Origin of the sequence: Phaeobacter sp. QD34_24, assembly GCF_028890115.1 — a bacterium.
GTDB lineage: Bacteria > Pseudomonadota > Alphaproteobacteria > Rhodobacterales > Rhodobacteraceae > Phycobacter.
This window is the reverse complement of sequence record NZ_JARCJD010000002.1, coordinates 176,750-197,509: the sequence shown is the minus strand read 5'-3', so window position 1 is coordinate 197,509 and position 20,760 is coordinate 176,750. Positions and strand designations below refer to the sequence as shown.

The following is a 20,760-nucleotide window of genomic DNA, read 5'->3' as shown; positions in this document are numbered from 1 at the left end:
TCTGCGATCGGAGGTTTCCCATCAACCATGGGCAACAACAGGAAAAAGCGCAAGAAATTTGACCTCAAGATGAGACGGGAAACCCGTTCCAGCGAAAGGCACCATCTTCGGAGAGCGGAGAAAACGGGTTGTGGGCGATCTCCCAGATGTGACCGTCCGGCGCGCGGAAATAGCCGATGTAGCCGCCCCAGAACACCTCTGCTGCGGGGCGCAGGATCTCGGCCCCTGCCGCACGTGCGGCTTCCATCAAGGCGTCCACCTCCTGCGGGCTGCGCAGGTTGTGGCTAAGGGTCATCGCCCCGGTGCCCAGCGCCGCAACCGGCAGGCCGATGTCCTCGGCCAGCTTGTCGAGCGGATATAACCCCAGCGTCTGGGACATCAGATCAAAGGCGATCACCCAATCGGGGCTCTGTGCCCGCTGCCAGCCCAGCGCCTCGTAAAAGGCGGCGGCGCGCTCCATGTCGGGCACCCCAAGGGTGATCAGGCTGACACGTTGCTCCATCACTTCACCTCCAGATCGGAGAGCCAGGACAGGATATCCTGCACCGCCGTATCGGTTTGCCCCGGCGACATCACATCCCCCGCCATCACATGGGCGTAAGGATCATCATCCGGGCCGGGATCACGGTTCTGTAGCTTAACCAGCCCGCCCCAGCGCGCGGCCACCTTTTGCGTCAGGTCCGGGCGCACCACCTGATCCTTTTCAGAGAACCAGAACAGGGCCGGGATGCGCGTCTCTTCGAGCTTCAACTGCGTGACCGCCTTCACAAGTGCGGCCATCGGCATTGCCGCCACCGACGGGTACGATGTGGTCCAGAACCGTTCATGCTCCGGGCTGCGCGCCGGGAAGGAGCGTTCTTTCCCGGCCAGCAGCGGCAGCCAGTGACGCGCAGCGGGCCAGGTCAGCAGGGCGGCCACCGGGTGATTGATGCCATAGTTGGGCGAGACCATTACGATCCCCGCCAGATCGCGCGACAGTTCGGGATCCAGCGCCGCTGCCGTCATCAGCGTGGCCCCGGTGGAGGTGGCAATCACCACCACGCGCTCGCCTACCTTACGCGCCGCCGCCAGCGCCTCGGCCAGATCCTGCATCCAGTCATTGACGGTAGGCTCAGCCATGGCCGAGCCCGGGCGCCCGTGACCGGCCAGCCGGGTATAGACGAGGTTTGCACCCAGCGCCTGCGCCACGCGGTCCGGCACCGGGCGGATTTCCTCGGAGGTGCCCGAAAAGCCATGGATATAGACCACCGAGACGGGCGTGCGCGCCTCAGGCTCCCCCGCCCAGATCACTCGTTTCTCGGTCCCCGGCGTGATATCGGAAAAGGCGCCTTCCACACGTTCAAAATAGGCCGCAACTCCCCCATCGAATTTCGCGGGATCAAACGACGCCTTCAGATCCACAGGTTCATAGGGGCCAAAGGTCCAAAGCCCAGCCCCAAGAACCCCCAGCCCAAGGACGGCCTTTCCCAGCGCCCCCAAGATCCCCTCCATTACGCATCCCCCAGCACATCCAGCACCGCCTTCTCGATCAGTGTCAGGCAGGCCGCATCAGAGAACCGGTGATCGGCGTCCTTGACCAGGGTCAGGCGCATATCGGCGCACTCCGCATGATCCAACAGCCGCAGCGCCGTCTCGGTCGAAACAGCCGTGTCCGCCGTTCCCTGCAGGCAGCGCACCGGGAAGGGCAAGGAGAGCGGCGCACGCAAGACAAGACGGGTGCGACCATCCTCGATCATGCGCTTGGAGATGCGGTAAGGTTCCATGTAGTCGCTGGGCAGCTCCACATAGCCCTTTGTGTCCAATTCGGCTTTCTGCGCATCGGTGAAACTGGCCCAGTATCCGTCTTCGGTGAAATCCGGCGCGGCGGCGATGGTGACCATCCCGGCAATCCGTTCGGGCAGCGCGCGTGCCAGCAACAGCGCCTGCCATCCCCCCATGGAAGATCCCACCGGCACGATGGGGCCATCGGTCAGCGCATCAACGGCAGCCAGCGTATCCTCGTGCCAGTCGCCGATGCAGCCTTCCTCGAAGGTGCCCGAGCTTTCGCCGTGACCGGAGTAATCAAAGCGCAGAAAAGCCCGCCCCTGTGACCGGGCCCAGGCTTCCAGATGCACGGCCTTGGTGCCTTCCATGTCCGACTTCAGCCCGCCCAGGAACACGATTGAAGGGCCTCTGCCTTCGGATTTGTGGTAGGCAAGGCGGCGGCCCTGGGGCGTTTCCAGTTCTTGGGCTGTCATCTCGATTTTCCTTCAGTCATATCTGCTTGCCAATTCTCTGCCATGTCTTGGCGCCCTTTGCAAAACCGGCCCGTCCTCAGATACTGAGGGCCAGAATGCGGGAAATCTCCGCAAGGGGCCGCCCGGACTGCGCCTGCCAGGTGTTGAACGCAGCCTGCGCCGCCAGCATGGCCTTTCGCGATGTTGGCTGGCCCGAAACCACCCCTTCGGCAACGAGCCGGGCCACCACGTCCTTGGAGAAGACATAGCCATCCCGCCCCAGCTGGCGCAGGATATAGCCGCCCGTGCTGCCTCCCAGGCGCGCCCCTTCGGACTTGAGCCAGAAGAGAAGCTCACCAAACTCTGCATCCGGCCAGTCGGCGATCTTGCGACCAAAGCCGCCCGCCTCGGCAGAGACCTCTTGGATGAAGACCGCGTTTTGCTGGATGGCGCGCAGTTTCGGAGCGTTGCGGATGATCCGCCTGTCCTTCAGCAGCGCATCGAACCAATCGTCGGACATCAGCGCCACGCGCCCCACGTCGAACCCCTCAAAGGCGGCGATGATATCGTCCTCCTTGGCCTCGATCATGCTGGTGCTCATGCCGGTGGAGAAAATCCGCATCGCCATCGTCCGCAGCCACACCGCATCCGGGATCTGCGCAACGTCATCCTTGGGGAGGGTCTGCGGCAACATGGCCGCAACCGCCGCATGGCCGCCGTGGCGGTCGGCCGCGATGGCCAATATCTCGTCAAAATCACGCATGGGGCTCTTTCTGTCGGGCAATCGGCCAATCGGCAAAATACCCGCGGATCGTGACCCTGCTCCCGGCAAAAGGCAAGAATGGAAAAGAATAACAATCTGTTCGGACAGCAACGTCCCTGCCCCCGGTGATGCCAGGATCGACCACAGTGGTTGACAGCGGCGGCGCCCCGGTCAAAAAGGGCACAGACACCATAACCCGCAACCGGGCGTTCAGTGGGCGCCAAACCGACGAGGAGCAGCCGATATGGCCCAAATCTCTCTCACCCTTCCCGATGGCAATGCACGCAGCTACGAGGCTGGCGTAACCCCCGCCGAGGTGGCTGCCGATATCTCGACCTCGCTGGCGAAAAAGGCGATTTCCGCCACCGTTGATGGCAAGCACTGGGATCTGCAATGGCCGATCAATGCCGATGCCTCCATCGCCCTGCACACCATGAAGGACGAAGAGCAGGCGAATGAGCTGATCCGCCACGACCTGGCCCATGTCATGGCCCGCGCCGTGCAGGAGATATGGCCCGACACCAAGGTCACCATCGGCCCGGTGATCGAGAACGGCTGGTATTACGACTTTGACCGCGCCGAACCCTTCACCCCCGAAGATCTGGGCGTGATCGAGAAGAAGATGAAGGAAATCATCAACAAGCGCGAGCCGGTGACCACCGAGGTCTGGGATCGCGCGCGTGCGGTGAAATTCTACGAGGCCAACAACGAGCCCTACAAGGTCGAGCTGATCGACGCCATTCCCGGCGACGAACCGCTGCGCATGTACTGGCACGGCCATTGGCAGGATCTCTGCCGCGGTCCGCACCTGCAGCACACCGGTCAACTGCCGGGCGATGCCTTCAAGCTGATGTCCATCGCGGGCGCCTATTGGCGCGGCGACAGTGACCGCGCCATGCTGCAGCGGATCTATGGCGTGGCCTTTACCGGCAAGGAAAAGCTGAAGGCGCATCTCACCATGCTGGAGGAGGCCGCCAAGCGCGATCACCGCAAGCTGGGCCGCGAGATGAACCTGTTCCACATGCAGGAAGAAGCCCCCGGTCAGGTCTTCTGGCACCCCAACGGCTGGAAGGTCTACACCACGCTTCAGGACTACATGCGCCGCCAGCAGGAACGCGGCGGCTATGTGGAGGTGAACACGCCGCAGGTGGTGGACCGCAAGCTGTGGGAGGCCTCGGGCCACTGGGACAAGTACCAGGAGAACATGTTCATCGTCGAAGTGGACGAGGACCATGCCCGCGAAAAGGCGGTCAACGCGCTGAAGCCGATGAACTGCCCCTGCCACGTGCAGGTCTTCAACCAGGGTCTGAAATCCTACCGCGACCTGCCGCTGCGCATGGCCGAGTTCGGCTCCTGCGCGCGCTATGAACCCTCGGGCGCGCTGCACGGGATCATGCGGGTGCGCGGCTTTACCCAGGATGATGGCCATATCTTCTGCACCGAAGACCAGATCGAAAGCGAAACCGCCCGTTTCATCGACTTCCTGTCGAAGATCTACGCCGACCTCGGCTTCCATGACTGGACCATCAAGCTCTCGACCCGCCCGGAACAACGGATCGGCTCCGACGAAAGCTGGGACTTCGTGGAAAAGGCGCTGGGCGATGCCTGCAAGGCGGCCGGCTATGATTACGAGATCCTCGAGGGCGAAGGCGCCTTCTACGGGCCGAAGCTGGAGTTCACCCTGACCGACGCGATCGGCCGGAACTGGCAGTGCGGCACCCTGCAGGTGGATCCCAACCTGCCGGAACGGCTCGATGCGACCTATATCGGCCAGGACGGCAACAAGCATCGCCCCTTCATGCTGCACCGGGCAACGCTGGGCTCCTTCGAGCGTTTCATCGGCATCCTGATCGAGGAACACGCAGGCAAGCTGCCCTTCTGGCTGGCGCCGCGTCAGGTGGTTGTGGCCTCCATCACCTCGGAGGCGGACGATTACGTCAATGAAGTCGTGCAAATCCTGCGCGATGCGGGCGTGCGCGCCGAAGCGGATATCCGCAACGAGAAGATCAACTACAAGGTCCGCGAGCACTCGGTGGGCAAGGTTCCGGTGATCCTCGCTGTCGGCCACCGCGAGGTGGAAGAGCGCACCGTTTCCGTGCGCCGCCTGGGCGAAAAACAGACCAAGGTCGAAAGCCTGGCGGATGTAACAAAGGCCCTTGGCCGCGAGGCAACACCGCCGGATCTTCTGTAACATTTGGCGCAGATCAATCGCTTCTTCCGGCTCCCACCTGGGGGCCGGTTTTCGTTTGGGGCGCAAATTCCCTTTAAACACTGACCCTTGAATGCATTTCACCTGTCACGGGTTCTGACGCACGCGTGAGGCACAGCCTCGTGAATTCAAAGCGCTGTGCAGCTGGGCTAGAGTGTTCTCGTACCCCAAGCGGATCACATCGATACCGCATCCCATACCGAGGAGGACACTTACATGTCGAAGCACGCCAAATCTCTTGCTGTCGCCAGCGCCGTTGCCGCAGCCCTGACCGCAGCAACCACGATGCCTGCCGCCGCCCAAAGCAAGGAAAAATGCTATGGCATTTCGCTGGCCGGCAAGAACGACTGCGCCGCCGGTCCCGGCACCACCTGCGCCGGCTCTTCGGTTGTCGACTACCAGGGCAACGCCTGGACGCTGGTCGATGCGGGCACCTGCCTTGATATCGAACTGCCGGAAATGGCCGATGGCACCGCGCGCAAGGGCTCGCTGGAACCGCTGGAACGCGACCTGCCCGCATAACCCTCTCTCCCTAGCGGGGGGCGCAGGATCGCGCCCTTCGCGCCATCCCTGTTGATGTTCTCTCTTCCCGAAGTGTCAGGATACGCCATGTTGGACAGCACCAGATCTGACCGGCTGCCCGCCGCCCCCGGTGTGGGCTACAAGCCGCAGCATTTCGACGCCCTGATCCGCGCGCCCGAACACCGGGACGGCCCCGGCCCGGTGCGCTGGCTGGAGATCCACGCGGAAAACTACATGGGAGATGGCGGGCGCCCGCTGGCGCAATTGCGCCACCTGGCGGAGCGCTACGCCATCTCGGTTCATGGCGTGGGTCTTTCGATCGGCGGCGAAGGGCCGCTGGATGCGGATCATCTCACCCGCCTCAAGTCCCTCGTGGGCTGGCTCAATCCTGCAAGCTTTTCCGAACATCTGGCCTGGTCCACCCATGACAGCCATTTCCTGAACGACCTGCTGCCCCTGCCCTATACCAAGGCCACGCTCTCCCGTGTCTGCGCGCATATCGACCAGCTGCAAGACGCCATTGGCCGCAAGATGCTGCTGGAGAACCCCTCCAGCTATCTCGCCTTTGCCGAAAGCGACTGGTCCGAGCCAGACTTTCTGGCCGAGGTCAGCCGCCGCACCGGCTGCGGGCTTCTCTTGGATGTGAACAACGTCTTTGTTTCGGCCACCAATCTGGAGTTCTCCCCAACCGGCTATATCGACGCCTTCGCGCTCGACAAGGTGGGCGAGATCCACCTGGGCGGCCATGACGAGGATGAGGACGATCACGGCGCGCCGCTGTTGATCGACAGCCATGGCCGCGAGGTGGTGGATCCGGTCTGGTCGCTGCTGGACTATACCCTGGACAAATCCGGCCCCAAGCCGATCCTGATCGAATGGGACACCGATGTGCCGGACTGGCCGGTGCTGCTGAACGAAGCGGTGCGGGCCGACTGGGCCTTGTCGAAACTGGCGCCCACCGCGGTGATGGCATGACCCAGTCGCAAACGGAATTTGCCGAGGCGCTTCTTGCGCCCGAGGCCCCGGTGCCCGGCGGCTTGCAGGACGCTGCGGGACGCCCGGCGGGGCGCCGGTTTGCCGTTTACAGGAACAATGTCGCCGCCTCCCTAACCGAAGCGCTGCACGAAGGCTTCCCGGCTGTCGCCAGTCTGCTCGGCAAGGAGAACATGGACGGGCTGGCGGGGATTTACCTGCGCCAGCATCCGCCCGCCTCCCCGCTGATGATGCATTTTGGCGGCGAATTTCCAGATTTCCTGGCCGGGATGCGCCAGCTGTCGCATCTGGGCTACCTGCCGGATGTGGCCCGGTTGGAGCTGGCCCTGCGCCGGTCTTACCACGCGGCAGATGCAGCCCCCCTGCCCGCCGAACGCTTGGCAGGCCTCTCCCCGGATGCGCTGATGGCCGCGCGCCTGCAGCTTGCCCCGGCGGTGGAGCTGCTCAGATCCGACTGGCCGCTGTTTGATATCTGGTGCTATGCCACCCAAGAGGGCGCCCCGAAACCCCAGGCCAGCGCCCAGGACGTGCTGATCACCCGCCCAGACTTTGACCCGGTGGCGCAGCCGCTGCCCCCGGGATCCGCCCAGTGGATCGCTGCCCTGCGGGTTGGGCACAGCATCGGCGAGGCTTTTGAAACCACGCTCGAAATCGCCCCCGATTTCGACCTATCCGCACCGCTTGCCCTGTTGTTGGAGGGGGGCGGTTTGACCGATCTCATGACATAAAGGAAATCCCCATGCGTTCTGTTGTTTCGCTTCACAACGCGGTCTTCGAGATGATCGAGACCGCGGGCAGCTGGCTTTTGCCTATCGCTGCGCGGTTCGTCTTTGCCGCAACCCTGTTGATGTATTTCTGGGTCTCGGGCGTGACCAAGCTCGGGGACGGCATTCTGGGCCTGTTCTCGCCCTCCATCGGCGCCTATTCGCAGATCTTCCCGAAGCAGCTAGAGGCGGTCGGCTATGACGTCTCGCAACTGGGTGTGTTCCATTGGCTGGTGGTGATCGCGGGCACCTGGGCCGAGTTCATCCTGCCCCTGCTGCTCATCATCGGGCTGTTCACCCGGCTGGCGGCGCTCGGCATGATCGGCTTTGTGGTGGTGCAGTCCCTCACCGATATCTACGGCCACCATGGCACCGACCTCAAAACCCTGGGCGCCTGGTTCGACCGCTTTCCCGATGGCGTGATCCTGGATCAGCGGCTGTTCTGGGTCTTCCTGTTGAGCCTTCTGGTGGTCAAGGGTGCCGGCGCCCTGTCGGTCGATGCGCTGCTGCGCGACAGGCAGATGGAACAGGTCCCGGCCTGATGAGCCGCATGTGCCAGTGACAAAGCAAAGGCCATCCCGACAAGAGAAATCGGGATGGCCTTTGGCTATTCCACTGTGCTCGGCGCTCACTCCGGTAGAAGTGCCGCCTGAACGGACTTGTCCCAGCCCAGGAACAGGGTTCCGTCCTTTTCGATCAGCGGTCGCTTCATCAGCGCCGGATGTTTGCGCAGCAGATCAAGCGGCGCCTCTGCGCGCTCTGCCTCGTTGAGCCCCCGCCAGGTCGTGGACCGCGTGTTCACCAGCTTGTCCCCAAAGGCGGCCAGCGCCTGCTCAAGGATCGCATCCGGCACGCCCTCGCTTCTGACATCGACAAGCTGCGCCTCCGGCAACAGTTTCAGCGCCTTGCGGCAGGTATCGCAGGTCTTCAATCCAAAAAGCTGCATCTTACAGTCATCTCTCCCGTTCACTTCGCAGGCGCAATTTGCGGTAGAATTCGGATCCCAGCCTTGATTTTCGCATCATACCTGCAACAGTTGATGGCGCTTTACCATGTTTGGGTTTCGTTTGTCTTCGCACATCCGGCGCCTTGGTCAGGCTATTTGTGAATACCCCGCACCTGTTCGGGGGAGTATTAAGGTAGAAGGAGACACGGGAAATGCCAAGTGGCACCGTGAAATGGTTCAACACCACAAAGGGTTACGGATTTATCGAACCCGACACCGGCGGCAAGGATGTTTTTGTTCACATCTCTCAGGTCGAAAGATCCGGATTGAAAGGGCTCGCTGACAATATGAAAGTCGGCTATCAACTCACCGAAGGTCGCGACGGTCGCGAAATGGCCGGTGAGCTGGTCGAACTCTGACCGCCTGCGGGCGTGATCATAGCCTCAACAATTCTGCCCACCTTGTTCGATCGAGCCGCCCTCCCAGCACGCGGATGAAGACAGGGCTGTTCAGGGCCTTCCGCCCGCACAGCGATCTTCAGGCGGGATCTTGACCCGGGATCCTGAGGTATTCGACCAAGGTGCAGCGCGGCTCTTCCAGGCGCAGGGTGCTTGTGCCGATGCGTGCCCAATCCTGCTCTGCAAACTTGGGAAAGAAAGTATCGGCCCCCTCAACCGCAAGATCCACCTCGGTGATCAATAGGCGGTCGGCGCGCTCCATCATTGCGCCATAGATCCCGGCGCCGCCGATCCCGTAGATGCGCCGGTATCCCCGCCCATAGGCCAAGTCGATGGCCTCATCGATTGAGGCGCAGACCGTCTCGGCAGCCTTCGGATCAGATGATACGACAATGTTCAGCCTGTTTTTCAAAGGCTTGACCGGCAGGCTGTCCCAGGTGAGGCGCCCCATGATGATGGCGCCCCCAAGGGTTTCCCGCTGAAAGGCCTTCAGATCCTCTGGCGCGTGCCAGGGAATGGTATTGTTCTTGCCAATGGCGCCATCGCGGGCGCGGGCTGCAATCAAAGTGATCATCTCTCGTCCTTACCGCTCAGACCGCCACCGGGGCCTTGATCGCCGGATCGGGATCGTAGTTCAGGAACTCGAAATCCTCGTAGCGGAAATCGAAGATCGACGTGACCTCCCGTTTGATCCGCAGGCTGGGCAGGGGTTTTGGCGTGCGCGACAGCTGCTCCTGCACCTGATCCATATGGTTGGTGTAGATATGCGCATCGCCCATGGTGTGAATGAAATCCCCCACCTCATAGCCGGTCACATGGGCCAGCATCGCCTGCAGCAGCGCATAAGAGGCGATATTGAAGGGCACGCCCAGGAACATGTCGGCAGAGCGCTGATAGAGCTGCAGATGCAGCTTGCCGCCCAGGATGCGCACCTGCCACAGGGTATGGCAGGGCGGCAGCGCCATATCGGGGACATCCGCCGGGTTCCAGGCGGAAACGATCAGGCGACGACTGTCGGGAGAGGTCTCGATCATCCGCACCAGATCGGCAATCTGATCGACGCTGCCCGCACGATAGAGCGGCTCATCCCCGGTGGTTCCGGGAACCAGCTCCAGCCGGGGAAACCGGCGCCACTGGTAGCCGTAGACCGGCCCCAGGTCACCGTTTTCATCGGCCCATTCATCCCAGATCGACACGCCGTTGTCCTTGAGATAGCGGATATTGGTATCGCCGGAGAGGAACCACAGCAGCTCGTGAACGATCGAGCGCAGGTGCAACTTTTTGGTGGTGACCAGCGGAAACCCATCGGCCAGGGGATAGCGCGCCTGCATGCCGAAACAGGACAGCGTGCCGGTGCCGGTGCGGTCACTGCTTGGCACACCGTGATCCAGAATATGGCGCAATGCATCGTGATATTGCTGCATGTTTTCCCCCTTGCCGCCCCTTACCAGCCCTTGCCCACCTGGCGGGCCGCTTTATCCACGGTCATAGCCGTTGCACGCGGTCACGCCAAGGCCCGGCGGCCAGACAAACACATAGGACTATGGCTTTCCAGTCAGCCTTCCGCATAAAGCCGCACGCCCAGGCGCAAACCCGTTGACTTTTCGCCTGCAGCAGAAAAGGGTGAAGAAAAAACGCCGAGAACTTCGAGCAGAGGCAGGCACATCATGAACAAGATCACAGGCGCATTTATTGCGGCGCTTGCGCTATCCGCATGCGGGGGTGGCAATCCGTTCTCCGAAGACACGACGGACGCAGGCACCGGGACCGACACAGGCACCGACACCGGAACGGGCATCGACAGCGATGGTATCCCGCCAGGCACGGCCTCACCCGCTCCGGAAGTCGGCATTTTCCGGCGTGAAGGCACCAGCACCGAAGAGCCCTATGACGGCAACGGCTATGCCACCGACATCAGCTACAACCGGCGCAACGACACCTTCTCGGTCGACAACCTCGCCTTTGACGGTGACGGAACCTATGCCCGTGGCTCTGCGGTCAGCAGCCTGGGGCCCTTTGCGGTCTACGAGGCGGATGCGCAATACACCGACATCAACGACAGTGAGGCGATCAACCAGTTCACCCATCGCGCCATCTATGGCGTCAGCACCTCGGGCAATACCCAGTTCGCCATCGTGCGCACCGGCGCCTATGCGGATTACGGGTTCGGTGGCTTCATCTATCAGCGCGACAACGCCGTCACCCTGCCCTCCTCCGGGCAGGCGCAGTACAATGGCACGCTGGCCGGGATCCGCGATTTCAACGGCTCCGGCGGCCTCGAATACACCACGGCGGATGTGCAGATCGCCATCGACTTTGACGATTTCAACCCGACCACGGGCGGACGCGGAGACGCGGTATCCGGCACCCTGTCCAACCGCACCATCTACGATATGAACGGCGCCGACATCACCAGTGACGTCATCAACCGGATCAACGCCGACAACAACCTGACCCTATCGGGCATCCCGGTCGTGACCTTCGATGTCGGCCCCAACAACCTGGACGAAAACGGCGAGATCATCGGCACGCTGCACAGCAGATACACCGATGCAAACGGCGAGTTGCAGATCTACGAGACCGGCAATTACTACGCCATCGTGTCCGGCGACGATGCCGAGGAGATCGTCGGGGTTGTCGTTCTGGAAAACACCCTGGATCCGATCGCCGCCTCGACCCGTGAAACCGGCGGCTTCATCGTCTACAACAACGTCCCCTAATGCGGCGCGCCCGGCGCATAGGAAAATCAGCACATCGGGGGGCGGCGCTGCTGTTCTGCGCGCTCCTGCCCTGGGTTGGCAGCGGCCCGCTGGCCGCAGCCCCCGAAGACCGCACCGTGCTGACCCCGCCGCAGATGCGCACTGCGGCGGCCGATTTGCTGCGCCTGCGCAACCCGAGGCAGGCCATGGCGCTTGCGGATGCGCTGATTGCGCGCGACCCGCATGACCGCTCGGCCCTGCTGATCAGGTCCCGTGCCGCACGGGACCTGGGCGATTACACCCTGGCGCGCAAGGCGGCCAAACAGGCCTGGACCCTTTCCGAAACAGAGGAAGAGAAATACGCCGCTGCCCTGATCATGGCGCAGGCGCTGTCCTCGGGCGGTCAACGCACCCTGGCGCAATTCTGGCTGCGCCGGGCGGTCGAACACGCACCCGACAAGCACCTGGAGCGCCGGGCGGTGCGGGATTTCCGCTATCTGCGCGCCAGCACCCCCTGGCTGCACCGGTTCTCATTCTCGGTTTCCCCGGAATCCAATATCAACAACGGCTCCTCCGAACGCTCTTCCTTCCTGAATTACGAATTGTCCGAACTGCTGCTGGGACAACCGGTCGAGTATCAACTGGGCGGAAGCCAGCGCGCGCTTTCGGGAATCGAATATGCGCTGGGGCTGCAGTCCAGATACAGGTTTCACCAGACCGCCACGCGGGCGCATGATCTGGCCTTTTCGCTGACTGCCCGCAGCTACACGCTGTCCTCAGAGGCAAAGGCCCAGGCGCCTGGCGTGGAGGGCAATGATTTTGCCTTCACCTCCTATCAGATCGGCTATGGGCTGCGCGGCATCAACCTAGGCCAGAAGGGCGAGTTTCGCGCGGCGGCGGACCTTGGCCAAAGCTGGTACGGCGGTGAGGAATATGCGCGCTTCCTACGCCTGTCAGCCGGTCAAAGCTTCAAGTTAGACCGGGACCGCAGGATCAACGCGCGCCTGTCGCATGAAATCCAGGACGGGATTCTCACCAGCGATCAAAGCACCTGGCGCGCCGATATGTCCTACAGTTTCAAGCTGCCGTCCGGTGCCGCGCTCTGGACCAATCTGACCCTTGCCGGAGCGACCTCGAACCGGGCTGCCGATGAATTCGAGGAAATCGGCGTCCGCACTCAGCTGACGCTGGCCAAGCCCATTTTCGGAGCAACCGCGCAATTCGGCCTATGGGGACGCATCCGCGATTACGACCAGTCCCCCCATAGCCCGGACGGACGACAGGATGACCGCTTCCAGGCGGATCTGTCCCTCACGTTCAACAAGATCGACTACTACGGTTTCAACCCGACGCTTCGGATGTCTGCCGCCAAGGTGGACAGCAATATCGGCCTCTACGAATCGCATCGATTTGGCGTGAATTTCGGCATTCAGTCTGCGTTCTGAGCTCCGCCCCTCGACTTTCCCGCCCTGACAGCTAAGCTCTCCCCCAAGCGAAATCTGACCAGGGAACAACTGATGCCCCTTACCTATCTGCATACCATGATCCGGGTGAAGGATCTGGAGAAGTCCATGGCCTTTTTCAAGCTCCTGGGCCTGGAAGAGACACGCCGCTACGACAGCGAAGAAGGCCGCTTCTCGCTGATCTTCCTGGCCCCTCCCGGACAGCACGAAGCGCCGATCGAACTCACCTACAACTGGGACGGCGACGACGGCCTGCCCAGCGACAGCCGCCATTTCGGGCATCTCGCCTATGGCGTCGATAACATCTACGAGATGTGCCAGCATCTGCAGGACAACGGGGTCACCATCAATCGCCCGCCGCGGGATGGGCGCATGGCCTTTGTCCGCTCGCCGGACAATGTCTCGGTCGAACTGCTGCAAAACGGCGACGCGCTGGAGCCTGCCGAACCCTGGGCCAGCATGGAAAGCACCGGCCACTGGTGAGCAGACGCAACATGTCATTATGACAAAGGCGGCCCATCGGGCCGCCTTGTTTAGTCTTGACTTGACCTTGGCGCTCGCAGGCTGAACCTACCGTGACTGCTGCAGCTGATACCGCCTGATGACAGCGGCTGCCGCTTATGCGCCTAGCCCGGACCGTTTCCGTCCGGGCGCTTGGGGGTGTGATCTGGGGGGAGGTATTCTTACCTGAGCGACGCCCCGTTTTGGGGGAACTGTTCTGGCGTCGCTGATGTCCAAACCTTGAATTCTTCAAGTCGGTGAAATGTGGCTGCCTTTTGCAGCTTTAGTCCCAAAGCGCCGATCTGGCAGGCAGGGCAGCAATTCTTGCCGCAGACCGTCATGCGGTCCAGAAACGCCTGCGCAAAAGGTCAGTAGATATAGCGGATCTGGTCAGACCAGTAACGCTCTACCCGTTTCAATGCGGTTGTGATGTCATCGATCCCTTCGCCGCTGATCACGCCCTTGCCTTCCAGGCCTTCGGCATGACGGGAGAACAGACCCGCTACGATGTCGCGAATCTCGCGGCCACGCGGCGTCAGACGCACACGCACGGACCGGCGATCGATCTCGCAACGCTGGTGATGCATATAGCCCATGTCCACCAGCTTCTTCAGGTTGTAGCTGACATTGCTGCCCTGATAGTAGCCGCGCGTCTTCAACTCGCCAGCGGTGACCTCATTGTCCCCGATGTTGAACAGAAGCAGCGCCTGCACCGCATTAATTTCCAGAACGCCGACGCGTTCAAATTCATCCTTGATCACATCCAGCAGCAGGCGATGCAGACGCTCCACCAGTGCCAGCGCTTCAAGATAGCCAGTCATGAACCCTTTGCGGTCCTGCTGGCCAATTGGCATTTCCATACTCATGCGCATCTCCGACTCGAATTTGCTGAGACAGAGAATGCAGACAATTCCCGAAAAATCAGTTAAGCTGGATTTTTATGATTATTGATAGGTTTGCGATATGTCGTGCACCAGGTCCCGAAAGGCTTCAGGCGCGCCGACTTGCCCCGTAACCCATTGATATAAATCCTGATCGTTCTCATGAAGCAGACGGTCATAGAGATCAAGCCGAGCCGCATCCATACCGTCCAGATTTGCATCCGCGAAAGCAGACAGCAGGATATCCATCTCCTTGATGCCGCGCCGCATCGAGCGCATGCGCAGCCTTTTGAGTCGATTTTCACGGGTTTCCATCTGTTCTGTCATCAGAATCGCTCGTCTTATTGGGCCGCGTTTTGCAGCAGGGTTCGCAGTTTCTTTTCCAGCCGCGCCGCGCGGTCGGAATTGGCACGCAGCTCAGTGCGCAGATCCCTTAGCTCGCTCAGCACGGCGGCGAAATCGCCTGTCTCAAGCTCCAGATCGCCGGGTTCGGACATGCCTTCGCCCTCGCCGGTCAACAGCCAGCTCATGGAGACATTGAGCAGCCCCGACATCATCGACAGCTTGTTGGCCCGTGGCTCGGAGAGATCCTGCTCCCAGCCCATCAGCGTGGATTTCTTGACCCCGAGCCGCCGCGCCAGCTGGCTCTGGTTCATGCCGGCCGCCTCGCGCGCCGCAGCCACCCGATCCCCGAAGGTCGCAGCATCGGGGCCGAACCAGTCTGTCGTTTCATTGGCCATTTTAGCTCTCCCTTGATCGATTGGGCCGATGCCGCTTGATCGTGATTTGGCCGCACCCTATGACAGTTGCCAGCAACATTCAAACCGAGGCCTTTTGCCATGTCTTTCCTGTCCGCAACACTTTCTCGCGTGAAACCGTCACCCTCCATCGCGATCAGCACCCTGGCGGGCGAGTTGAAGGCGCAGGGCCGCGACATCATCGGCCTGAGCGCGGGTGAACCGGATTTCGACACACCGCAGAACATCAAGGATGCCGCCGTCGCCGCCATTGCAGCGGGCAAGACCAAATACACCGCGCCTGACGGGATCATTGAACTGAAAGAAGCGATCTGCGCCAAGATGAAGCGCGACCACGGGCTGACCTACACGCCCAGCCAGGTCTCGGTCGGCACCGGCGGCAAACAGACGCTGTATAACGCGCTGATGGCCACCCTGAACCCCGGTGACGAGGTCATCATCCCGGCGCCCTATTGGGTCAGCTATCCGGATATGGTGCTCTTGGCAGGCGGCACGCCGGTTGCGGTAGAGGCCACGCTGGAAAACAGTTTCAAGCTGACGCCCGAACAGCTTGAGGCCGCCATCACACCAAAAACCAAATGGTTCATCTTCAACTCCCCGTCCAACCCCAGCGGCGCAGGCTACAGCCGGGCCGAGTTGAAGGCGCTGACCGATGTGCTGATGCGCCATCCGCATGTCTGGGTGATGACCGATGACATGTATGAACATCTGGTCTTTGACGGGTTCGAGTTCTGCACCCCGGCCGAGGTGGAGCCGGGCCTTTATGAGCGCACGCTCACCTGCAATGGCGTCTCCAAGGCCTATGCCATGACCGGCTGGCGCATCGGCTATGCCGCGGGCCCCGAACATCTGATCGCCGCCATGCGCAAGGTGCAGTCGCAATCGACCTCCAACCCCTGTTCGATCAGCCAATGGGCCGCGGTAGAGGCGCTGAACGGTCCGCAGGAGTTCATCGCGGAAAACAACGTCGCCTTCAAACGCCGCCGGGATCTGGTGGTGAGCGCCCTCAATGCAATCGACGGCATCACCTGCCCCACACCAGAGGGGGCATTCTACGTCTACCCTTCGATCGCCGGGCTGGTTGGCAAGACCTCCCCCAAGGGCACGGTCATTGCCGATGACGAGGCCTTTGCCACCGCATTGCTGGCCGAGCAGGATGTGGCCGTGGTCTTTGGCGCGGCCTTTGGCCTGTCGCCGAATTTCCGCGTCAGCTATGCCACCTCGGATGAAGCCCTGGTGGAGGCCTGCCGCCGCATCAAAAGCTTCTGTGACAGTCTGAGCTGAACCGGAGAAATCCCCATGTCGACCGCGCTGCCAGAGTATTACTTCCGCGTCCGCGACAACGGCGCCTTCGTGTTCCGGGTGGATACGGAAAACCGGCAGCGACGGATCGACATGGATCAGATCGCGGTTGTGAACATCCGCAATGGCGAGATTCGCGCCCACGGGGATCGCGAACTCAGCTCTCGCGACCTGGCCGAGATCAAGGCCTGGATGGACGAGCGCAGCGAAACGCTGGCCCGGCGCGAGGTGGACGATATCCATCGCGCCGTGGACCATCTGAACCTGACCACCCATTGGGTGCAGAGCCGGGCCAGCGACGCGCAGCTGGAGGAGGTCACCGATGCGCTGTTGATGGCGATGCACGATCTGCGCAGCGTTCTGGTGCGCAAGAAGGCAGATCGGTTGATGCGCCAGCGCAAGGACTGATCCTCCTGCTTACTGCGCAGGCGAAGGCACCGTCAGGATCGACCGTCGCCAGAACCGCAACAGCAGGAAAAACCCGGCGCAGCTCAGCCCGATGACCAGCCCGTACCAGACACCGACACCGCCCCAGCCGAAGGTGAAGCCAAAGAGGTAGGACGCCGGGATACCGATCGCCCAATAGCTCAGCGCGGCAATGACCATCGGCACCCCGGTATCCTGCACCCCTCGCAACAGCCCCAGGGCCACGACCTGCATGCCGTCCATCAGCTGAAACAGGGCCGCGGCGGCCAGCAGCCCGGCCCCGATCAGCAGGATCTGCGGCTTGTCGGGATCGTCGGGGGCCAGGAACAGCGATATCAACGGATCCGGCGCTGCCAGGAACAGCACGATCGTCGCCAGGGACATGGCCAGCGACAGGACGATCACCACCCGTGCGCCCCGCGCCATATGCAAGCGATCCCGCCGCCCAAAGGCATTCCCGGCGCGGATCGTTGCCGCATTGGACAGGCCCAGATGTACCATGAAGGTCAGCCCCGACAGGGTGATGGCAACCCCATGCGCCGCCAGAGTGGCCGTGCCCAGCCAGCCCATCATCATCGCCGAGGCGGTGAACAGGCTGATCTCGCTGAGATTGGTGAGACCAATCGGCAGGCCGAGGCGAAACACCAGACCCAGCATCTCCCAGTCGGGACGGTGAAAGTTGCGCAACAGCTCATGTTGGGCCAAGGCCCGCAGCGCGTAGATCAGGATGGCAACAAGCGACACGCCCTGGGTCAGGATCGACGCCAGCGCCGCCCCCTCGATCCCCATTTCGGGGGCGCCAAGATTGCCAAAGATCAGCGCGTAGTTGACGACAGCATTCAGCACCGCGGCCAGAACGGTGACCCACAGGACAATCTGGGTGCGCTCCAGGGCGGCCAGGTAGGACTTCAGCACCATCACCAACAAGGCCGGGAACAGCCCCCACCCGGCAAGCCGCAGGTAGGTTGCCGCATCGGCAGCCACCCCGTGTTTTTGCCCCAAGAGCAGAAGGATCGGCTCGGAATACCACATGGCGGGCAGCGCGATGACACCATAGCCCAGCGACAGCCACAGCCCCATGCGGGTGGTCCGGCGGATCTGGCGTTCCTCCCCTGCTCCGGCCGCTGCGGCCACCAGGGGCATCACCGCAAAGGCAAAGCCGGCACCCAGCATGAAAAAGACAAAGAAATAGGAGCCGGCCAATGTCACCGCCGCCAGTTCCTCGGCGCCATACCATCCCAGCATGATCGTGTCGGTCATTCCGATCGCAAACTGGGCCACATGCCCACCGATCAGGGGCAGGCCCAGAACCGCCACGGCACGGGCATGGTCACGATATGCTATCCTGGTCTCCATGGATCCGCCTTATGCCCGGCAAAGAGGGCTGGCAATAGGTATCAACCGGTTTTCTGCGCCACGCCCATCTCCAGCCACAGGTTTGGGAGGCGCCTGTCGGTGACGCAGTGTCACCAAGAATTCACGCAACAATCACTTCACATGCCGGGTGCGCGGACTACCGTTGTCCCACTTATTGAACAGGAGAGCATTCATGCGCGAACAGTTTACCGTGATCGGCCTTGCCGCAGGTCTGGCCGCAGCTGCGCCAGGCGCGGCATCAGCAGAGAACCGGATTGACCGGATCCGCCCGGACGCCCCGGAGCTGGCAGCCTTTGGTAGCTATGCAATCGGCGTTCAGACGCTGGAGTTCGTCAATCCGGGCCAGCATGACATTCTGAACACCGCGGCGGACAGCCAGCCGCTTTATGACCGCCCGCTGACGGTGGAGGTCTGGTATCCGGCGGCAGATGCAACCGCCGCGGGCGGCAGTTATCAGACCGTGCTGCGCGATGGCGTCACGCCCACCACTCTGCGGGGCCGCGCCACCCGTGCCGCCACGCCGGTCAGCGGAGCGCGTTTTCCTCTGGTGGTGATCTCGCACGGCTATCCGGGCAACCGTTACCTGATGTCTCACCTGGGCGAAAACCTTGCCTCCAAGGGCTATGTCACCGTCTCTATCGATCACACCGACAGCACCTATTCCGATCAGGCGGCCTTTGGCTCAACCCTGTTGAACCGCCCCTTGGACCAGAAGTTCGTCATCGATCAGATGGCCGCGTTGGAAGGGCCGTTGGGCGAGATCACCGATACCACGCAGACAGGGGTGATCGGCTATTCCATGGGGGGCTACGGGGCGCTGATCTTTGCAGGGGCCGGGGTGACCGAAGCCTCTACCGAATACAGCTGGGGCACCCCCGCGGGCCTGCTCAAGCGCCACCAGGCCGGGTCCGACAGCCACGCCGCGCTGATCGACGAGCGGGTCAAGGCGGTGATCTCCATCGGCCCCTGGGGCATGAATACCGGTTTCTGGGACGCCACCGGGCTGGCTGGTGTCGAAAAACCCATCCTGATGATGGCGGGCGGCGCCGACGATGTATCCAAATACCCCGCCATGCGGCAGATCTTCGAAGGCATGGTCAATACCACCCGACACTTGCTGACCTTTGAGGCGGCCAATCACAATGCCGCGGCCCCCATGCCCGCCCCCATTGAAAGCTGGGAGCCGTCGGACAAGCTCGATTTCGTGCCCTTCGAGCACTATGCGGATGCGGTCTGGGACACCAACCGGATGAACAATATCGCCCAGCATTTCGCCACTGCCTATATGGATCTGCATCTGAAGGGCGATGCGGAGAAGGCCGCCTATCTTGACCTCATTGTGCGCGCCGCCGATGGCGTCGTCGATCTGGATGATAACGGCAAGCAACAAGCAGGACATAGCTACTGGAAAGGCTTTGCGCCGCGCACCGCGCAGGGGCTGACCTTCGAAACCCTGCCCAAAGGGAAATAAAAAGGCATGCGCCCCGCCGCTGGCCTGCATCCTGCGGCGGGGGCTATGTCACAGCGCGCGCAGCATGATCTGCAGCGCCAAGGCGGCAATCACCGCACCGGCCAAAAGTTCCAACCCGGCAGCAAGGGCCAGTGCCCCGCGCCCCTGCAACCGCTGCAGACTGCCCTCGCGCAGGAAGACCGAAGCCACGGCAACGGCAACTGTCACGCTGGCGGTTCCCAACCCCATCACAAAGGCCCCCGCGATCCCGGCGTAAAGGACATCCATCCGCCAGGTCACCAACAGCAGAAACACCGCCCCGGTACAGGGACGCATCGCGACCGCACCAATGATCGCCAGGGCATCGCGCAGACCGTGGACCTGTGCCGCTTCCTCAAGGGTCGGGCCGTGCCGGTGCCCGCAGCTGGGACAGGTGCCACCATGATCATGGTCGTGGTCGTGATGATTATGCTCATGCACAGGCCCGTGGTCGCATCCCGCATGATCTTTATGCAGCTCTTGGGCGCGAGCGACAGGACGCAACGCCCACAATCGGCGCCCGCCGCGCAACACAAGGTAAAGCCCCAGACAGGCAATCAGCCCATAGGATATCGGCGCCAGGACCCCCTCGGCCACGTCGGTCAAACGCTGCCTGCTCCAGTCGAACGCGACCAGGCCACCGGCCACCAGAACCACCGCCGTGGCCGCCTGCGCCAGGGACGAGGCCACCGCCAGCCCGGCCAGCCGCGCCAGGGCAACCGGCCTGCCGATGCCATAGCCTCCGATCACCAGTTTGCCGTGCCCCGGTCCGGCCGCATGAAAGAACCCATAGGCAAAACACAAGGACAAGAGCGACATCAGCGCCCCCGGTTGCCCGGCCTTCAGCGCCCTCAGCCCGCGTGCCAGAGCGTTTTGCGCCTCGCGCTGCCCCTCGGCGGCCCAGCGTGAAACGTCCTGTGCGCCACTAAATCCCCAAAGCCAGAGAGCCACGGCAACAACGGCGAGGGCAAGAACAGCCGTCAGGATCCGCAT

General features: G+C 62.3%; 24 protein-coding genes. 12 read left to right on the top strand and 12 right to left on the bottom strand.

All coding sequences use genetic code 11. The features are described from left to right. Window positions 1-64 precede the first annotated feature (64 nt). The 4 genes from PXK07_RS02655 to PXK07_RS02640 all read right to left on the bottom strand — a co-directional run bounded on the left by PXK07_RS02655 (window position 65) and on the right by PXK07_RS02640 (window position 2,979). Window positions 65-502 (bottom strand): VOC family protein, encoded by a 438-nt coding sequence (locus PXK07_RS02655; RefSeq protein ID WP_274846640.1) that lies wholly within the window; start codon window positions 500-502, stop codon window positions 65-67. Next, complete coding sequence (locus tag PXK07_RS02650) at window positions 502-1,491, bottom strand: alpha/beta hydrolase (protein ID WP_274846639.1); 990 nt, start codon at window positions 1,489-1,491, stop codon at window positions 502-504. The genes PXK07_RS02655 and PXK07_RS02650 overlap by 1 nt, the downstream gene beginning before the upstream one ends. Further along, window positions 1,491-2,237: an alpha/beta fold hydrolase gene (locus tag PXK07_RS02645; RefSeq protein WP_274846638.1), complete on the bottom strand. Its 747-nt coding sequence runs from the start codon at window positions 2,235-2,237 to the stop codon at window positions 1,491-1,493. Before PXK07_RS02645 ends, PXK07_RS02650 begins: the two co-directional genes overlap by 1 nt. 76 nt (window positions 2,238-2,313) lie before the next feature. Continuing rightward, window positions 2,314-2,979, bottom strand: a complete 666-nt coding sequence (locus PXK07_RS02640; RefSeq protein WP_274846637.1) for a DNA-3-methyladenine glycosylase I — start codon at window positions 2,977-2,979, stop codon at window positions 2,314-2,316. A 244-nt stretch (window positions 2,980-3,223) separates the two neighbouring features. Between PXK07_RS02640 and thrS the strand changes: the two genes are divergently transcribed. The 5 genes from thrS to PXK07_RS02615 all read left to right on the top strand — a co-directional run bounded on the left by thrS (window position 3,224) and on the right by PXK07_RS02615 (window position 8,009). Continuing rightward, entirely contained in the window at window positions 3,224-5,170 is a 1,947-nt protein-coding gene (thrS, locus tag PXK07_RS02635; RefSeq protein WP_274846636.1) for a threonine--tRNA ligase, read from the top strand. Between the two features lie 234 nt (window positions 5,171-5,404). After that, a complete protein-coding gene (locus PXK07_RS02630; protein ID WP_274846635.1) occupies window positions 5,405-5,710 on the top strand; it encodes a BufA1 family periplasmic bufferin-type metallophore in 306 nt (101 codons plus the stop codon). 87 nt (window positions 5,711-5,797) lie between these two features. Further along, entirely contained in the window at window positions 5,798-6,685 is an 888-nt protein-coding gene (gene bufB / locus PXK07_RS02625; protein WP_274846634.1) for an MNIO family bufferin maturase, read from the top strand. Continuing rightward, entirely contained in the window at window positions 6,682-7,431 is a 750-nt protein-coding gene (locus tag PXK07_RS02620) for an HvfC/BufC N-terminal domain-containing protein (protein ID WP_274846633.1), read from the top strand. Before bufB ends, PXK07_RS02620 begins: the two co-directional genes overlap by 4 nt. Window positions 7,432-7,442: 11 nt before the next feature. After that, a complete protein-coding gene (locus PXK07_RS02615) occupies window positions 7,443-8,009 on the top strand; it encodes a DoxX family membrane protein (RefSeq protein WP_274846632.1) in 567 nt (188 codons plus the stop codon). Window positions 8,010-8,095: 86 nt separating this feature from the next. Here the strand turns inward: PXK07_RS02615 and PXK07_RS02610 are convergent, their stop codons facing one another. Then, a complete protein-coding gene (locus PXK07_RS02610) occupies window positions 8,096-8,413 on the bottom strand; it encodes an arsenate reductase family protein (RefSeq protein WP_274846631.1) in 318 nt (105 codons plus the stop codon). A gap of 212 nt (window positions 8,414-8,625) precedes the next feature. Between PXK07_RS02610 and PXK07_RS02605 the strand changes: the two genes are divergently transcribed. Next, the gene (locus PXK07_RS02605; protein WP_192966197.1) at window positions 8,626-8,832 is read left to right on the top strand and encodes a cold-shock protein; all 207 of its coding nucleotides are present in this window, start codon (window positions 8,626-8,628) and stop codon (window positions 8,830-8,832) included. A 118-nt stretch (window positions 8,833-8,950) separates the two neighbouring features. On the opposite strand, the gene PXK07_RS02600 is transcribed toward PXK07_RS02605, so the two are convergent. Continuing rightward, on the bottom strand, window positions 8,951-9,445 hold the full coding sequence (locus PXK07_RS02600; RefSeq protein WP_274846630.1) for a dihydrofolate reductase: 495 nt from the start codon (window positions 9,443-9,445) through the stop codon (window positions 8,951-8,953). Between the two features lie 16 nt (window positions 9,446-9,461). Continuing rightward, window positions 9,462-10,295 carry a thymidylate synthase gene (locus tag PXK07_RS02595; protein ID WP_274846629.1) on the bottom strand — a complete coding sequence of 278 codons (834 nt, stop codon included), beginning with the start codon at window positions 10,293-10,295 and terminating at the stop codon, window positions 9,462-9,464. Window positions 10,296-10,538: 243 nt separating this feature from the next. Here PXK07_RS02595 and PXK07_RS02590 point away from each other — a divergent pair, with 243 nt between their 5' ends. The 3 genes from PXK07_RS02590 to PXK07_RS02580 all read left to right on the top strand — a co-directional run bounded on the left by PXK07_RS02590 (window position 10,539) and on the right by PXK07_RS02580 (window position 13,516). After that, a complete protein-coding gene (locus PXK07_RS02590; RefSeq protein ID WP_274846628.1) occupies window positions 10,539-11,591 on the top strand; it encodes a hypothetical protein in 1,053 nt (350 codons plus the stop codon). Continuing rightward, window positions 11,591-13,015, top strand: a complete 1,425-nt coding sequence (locus tag PXK07_RS02585) for a surface lipoprotein assembly modifier (protein ID WP_274846627.1) — start codon at window positions 11,591-11,593, stop codon at window positions 13,013-13,015. The genes PXK07_RS02590 and PXK07_RS02585 overlap by 1 nt, the downstream gene beginning before the upstream one ends. A 72-nt stretch (window positions 13,016-13,087) precedes the next feature. Then, complete coding sequence (locus PXK07_RS02580; RefSeq protein WP_274846626.1) at window positions 13,088-13,516, top strand: VOC family protein; 429 nt, start codon at window positions 13,088-13,090, stop codon at window positions 13,514-13,516. Window positions 13,517-13,902: 386 nt separating this feature from the next. Here PXK07_RS02580 and PXK07_RS02575 read toward each other — a convergent pair whose 3' ends face one another. The 3 genes from PXK07_RS02575 to PXK07_RS02565 all read right to left on the bottom strand — a co-directional run bounded on the left by PXK07_RS02575 (window position 13,903) and on the right by PXK07_RS02565 (window position 15,155). Continuing rightward, window positions 13,903-14,400, bottom strand: coding sequence for a MarR family winged helix-turn-helix transcriptional regulator (locus PXK07_RS02575; protein WP_274846625.1), 498 nt, complete (start codon window positions 14,398-14,400; stop codon window positions 13,903-13,905). 78 nt (window positions 14,401-14,478) lie between these two features. Continuing rightward, window positions 14,479-14,742, bottom strand: coding sequence for a succinate dehydrogenase assembly factor 2 (locus tag PXK07_RS02570; protein ID WP_274846624.1), 264 nt, complete (start codon window positions 14,740-14,742; stop codon window positions 14,479-14,481). Window positions 14,743-14,756: 14 nt separating this feature from the next. Next, window positions 14,757-15,155: a helix-turn-helix domain-containing protein gene (locus tag PXK07_RS02565; RefSeq protein ID WP_274846623.1), complete on the bottom strand. Its 399-nt coding sequence runs from the start codon at window positions 15,153-15,155 to the stop codon at window positions 14,757-14,759. Window positions 15,156-15,254: 99 nt separating this feature from the next. On the opposite strand from PXK07_RS02565, the gene PXK07_RS02560 reads away from it, so the two are divergent. After that, window positions 15,255-16,457: a pyridoxal phosphate-dependent aminotransferase gene (locus PXK07_RS02560; RefSeq protein ID WP_274846622.1), complete on the top strand. Its 1,203-nt coding sequence runs from the start codon at window positions 15,255-15,257 to the stop codon at window positions 16,455-16,457. Window positions 16,458-16,472: 15 nt separating this feature from the next. After that, window positions 16,473-16,883, top strand: a complete 411-nt coding sequence (locus PXK07_RS02555) for a hypothetical protein (RefSeq protein WP_274846621.1) — start codon at window positions 16,473-16,475, stop codon at window positions 16,881-16,883. Window positions 16,884-16,892: 9 nt separating this feature from the next. Here the strand turns inward: PXK07_RS02555 and PXK07_RS02550 are convergent, their stop codons facing one another. Continuing rightward, on the bottom strand, window positions 16,893-18,257 hold the full coding sequence (locus PXK07_RS02550) for an MATE family efflux transporter (RefSeq protein ID WP_274846620.1): 1,365 nt from the start codon (window positions 18,255-18,257) through the stop codon (window positions 16,893-16,895). A gap of 193 nt (window positions 18,258-18,450) precedes the next feature. Between PXK07_RS02550 and PXK07_RS02545 the strand changes: the two genes are divergently transcribed. Then, window positions 18,451-19,749: an alpha/beta hydrolase family protein gene (locus PXK07_RS02545; RefSeq protein ID WP_274846619.1), complete on the top strand. Its 1,299-nt coding sequence runs from the start codon at window positions 18,451-18,453 to the stop codon at window positions 19,747-19,749. Between the two features lie 48 nt (window positions 19,750-19,797). Here PXK07_RS02545 and PXK07_RS02540 read toward each other — a convergent pair whose 3' ends face one another. Further along, on the bottom strand, window positions 19,798-20,760 hold the full coding sequence (locus PXK07_RS02540; protein ID WP_274846618.1) for a nickel/cobalt transporter: 963 nt from the start codon (window positions 20,758-20,760) through the stop codon (window positions 19,798-19,800).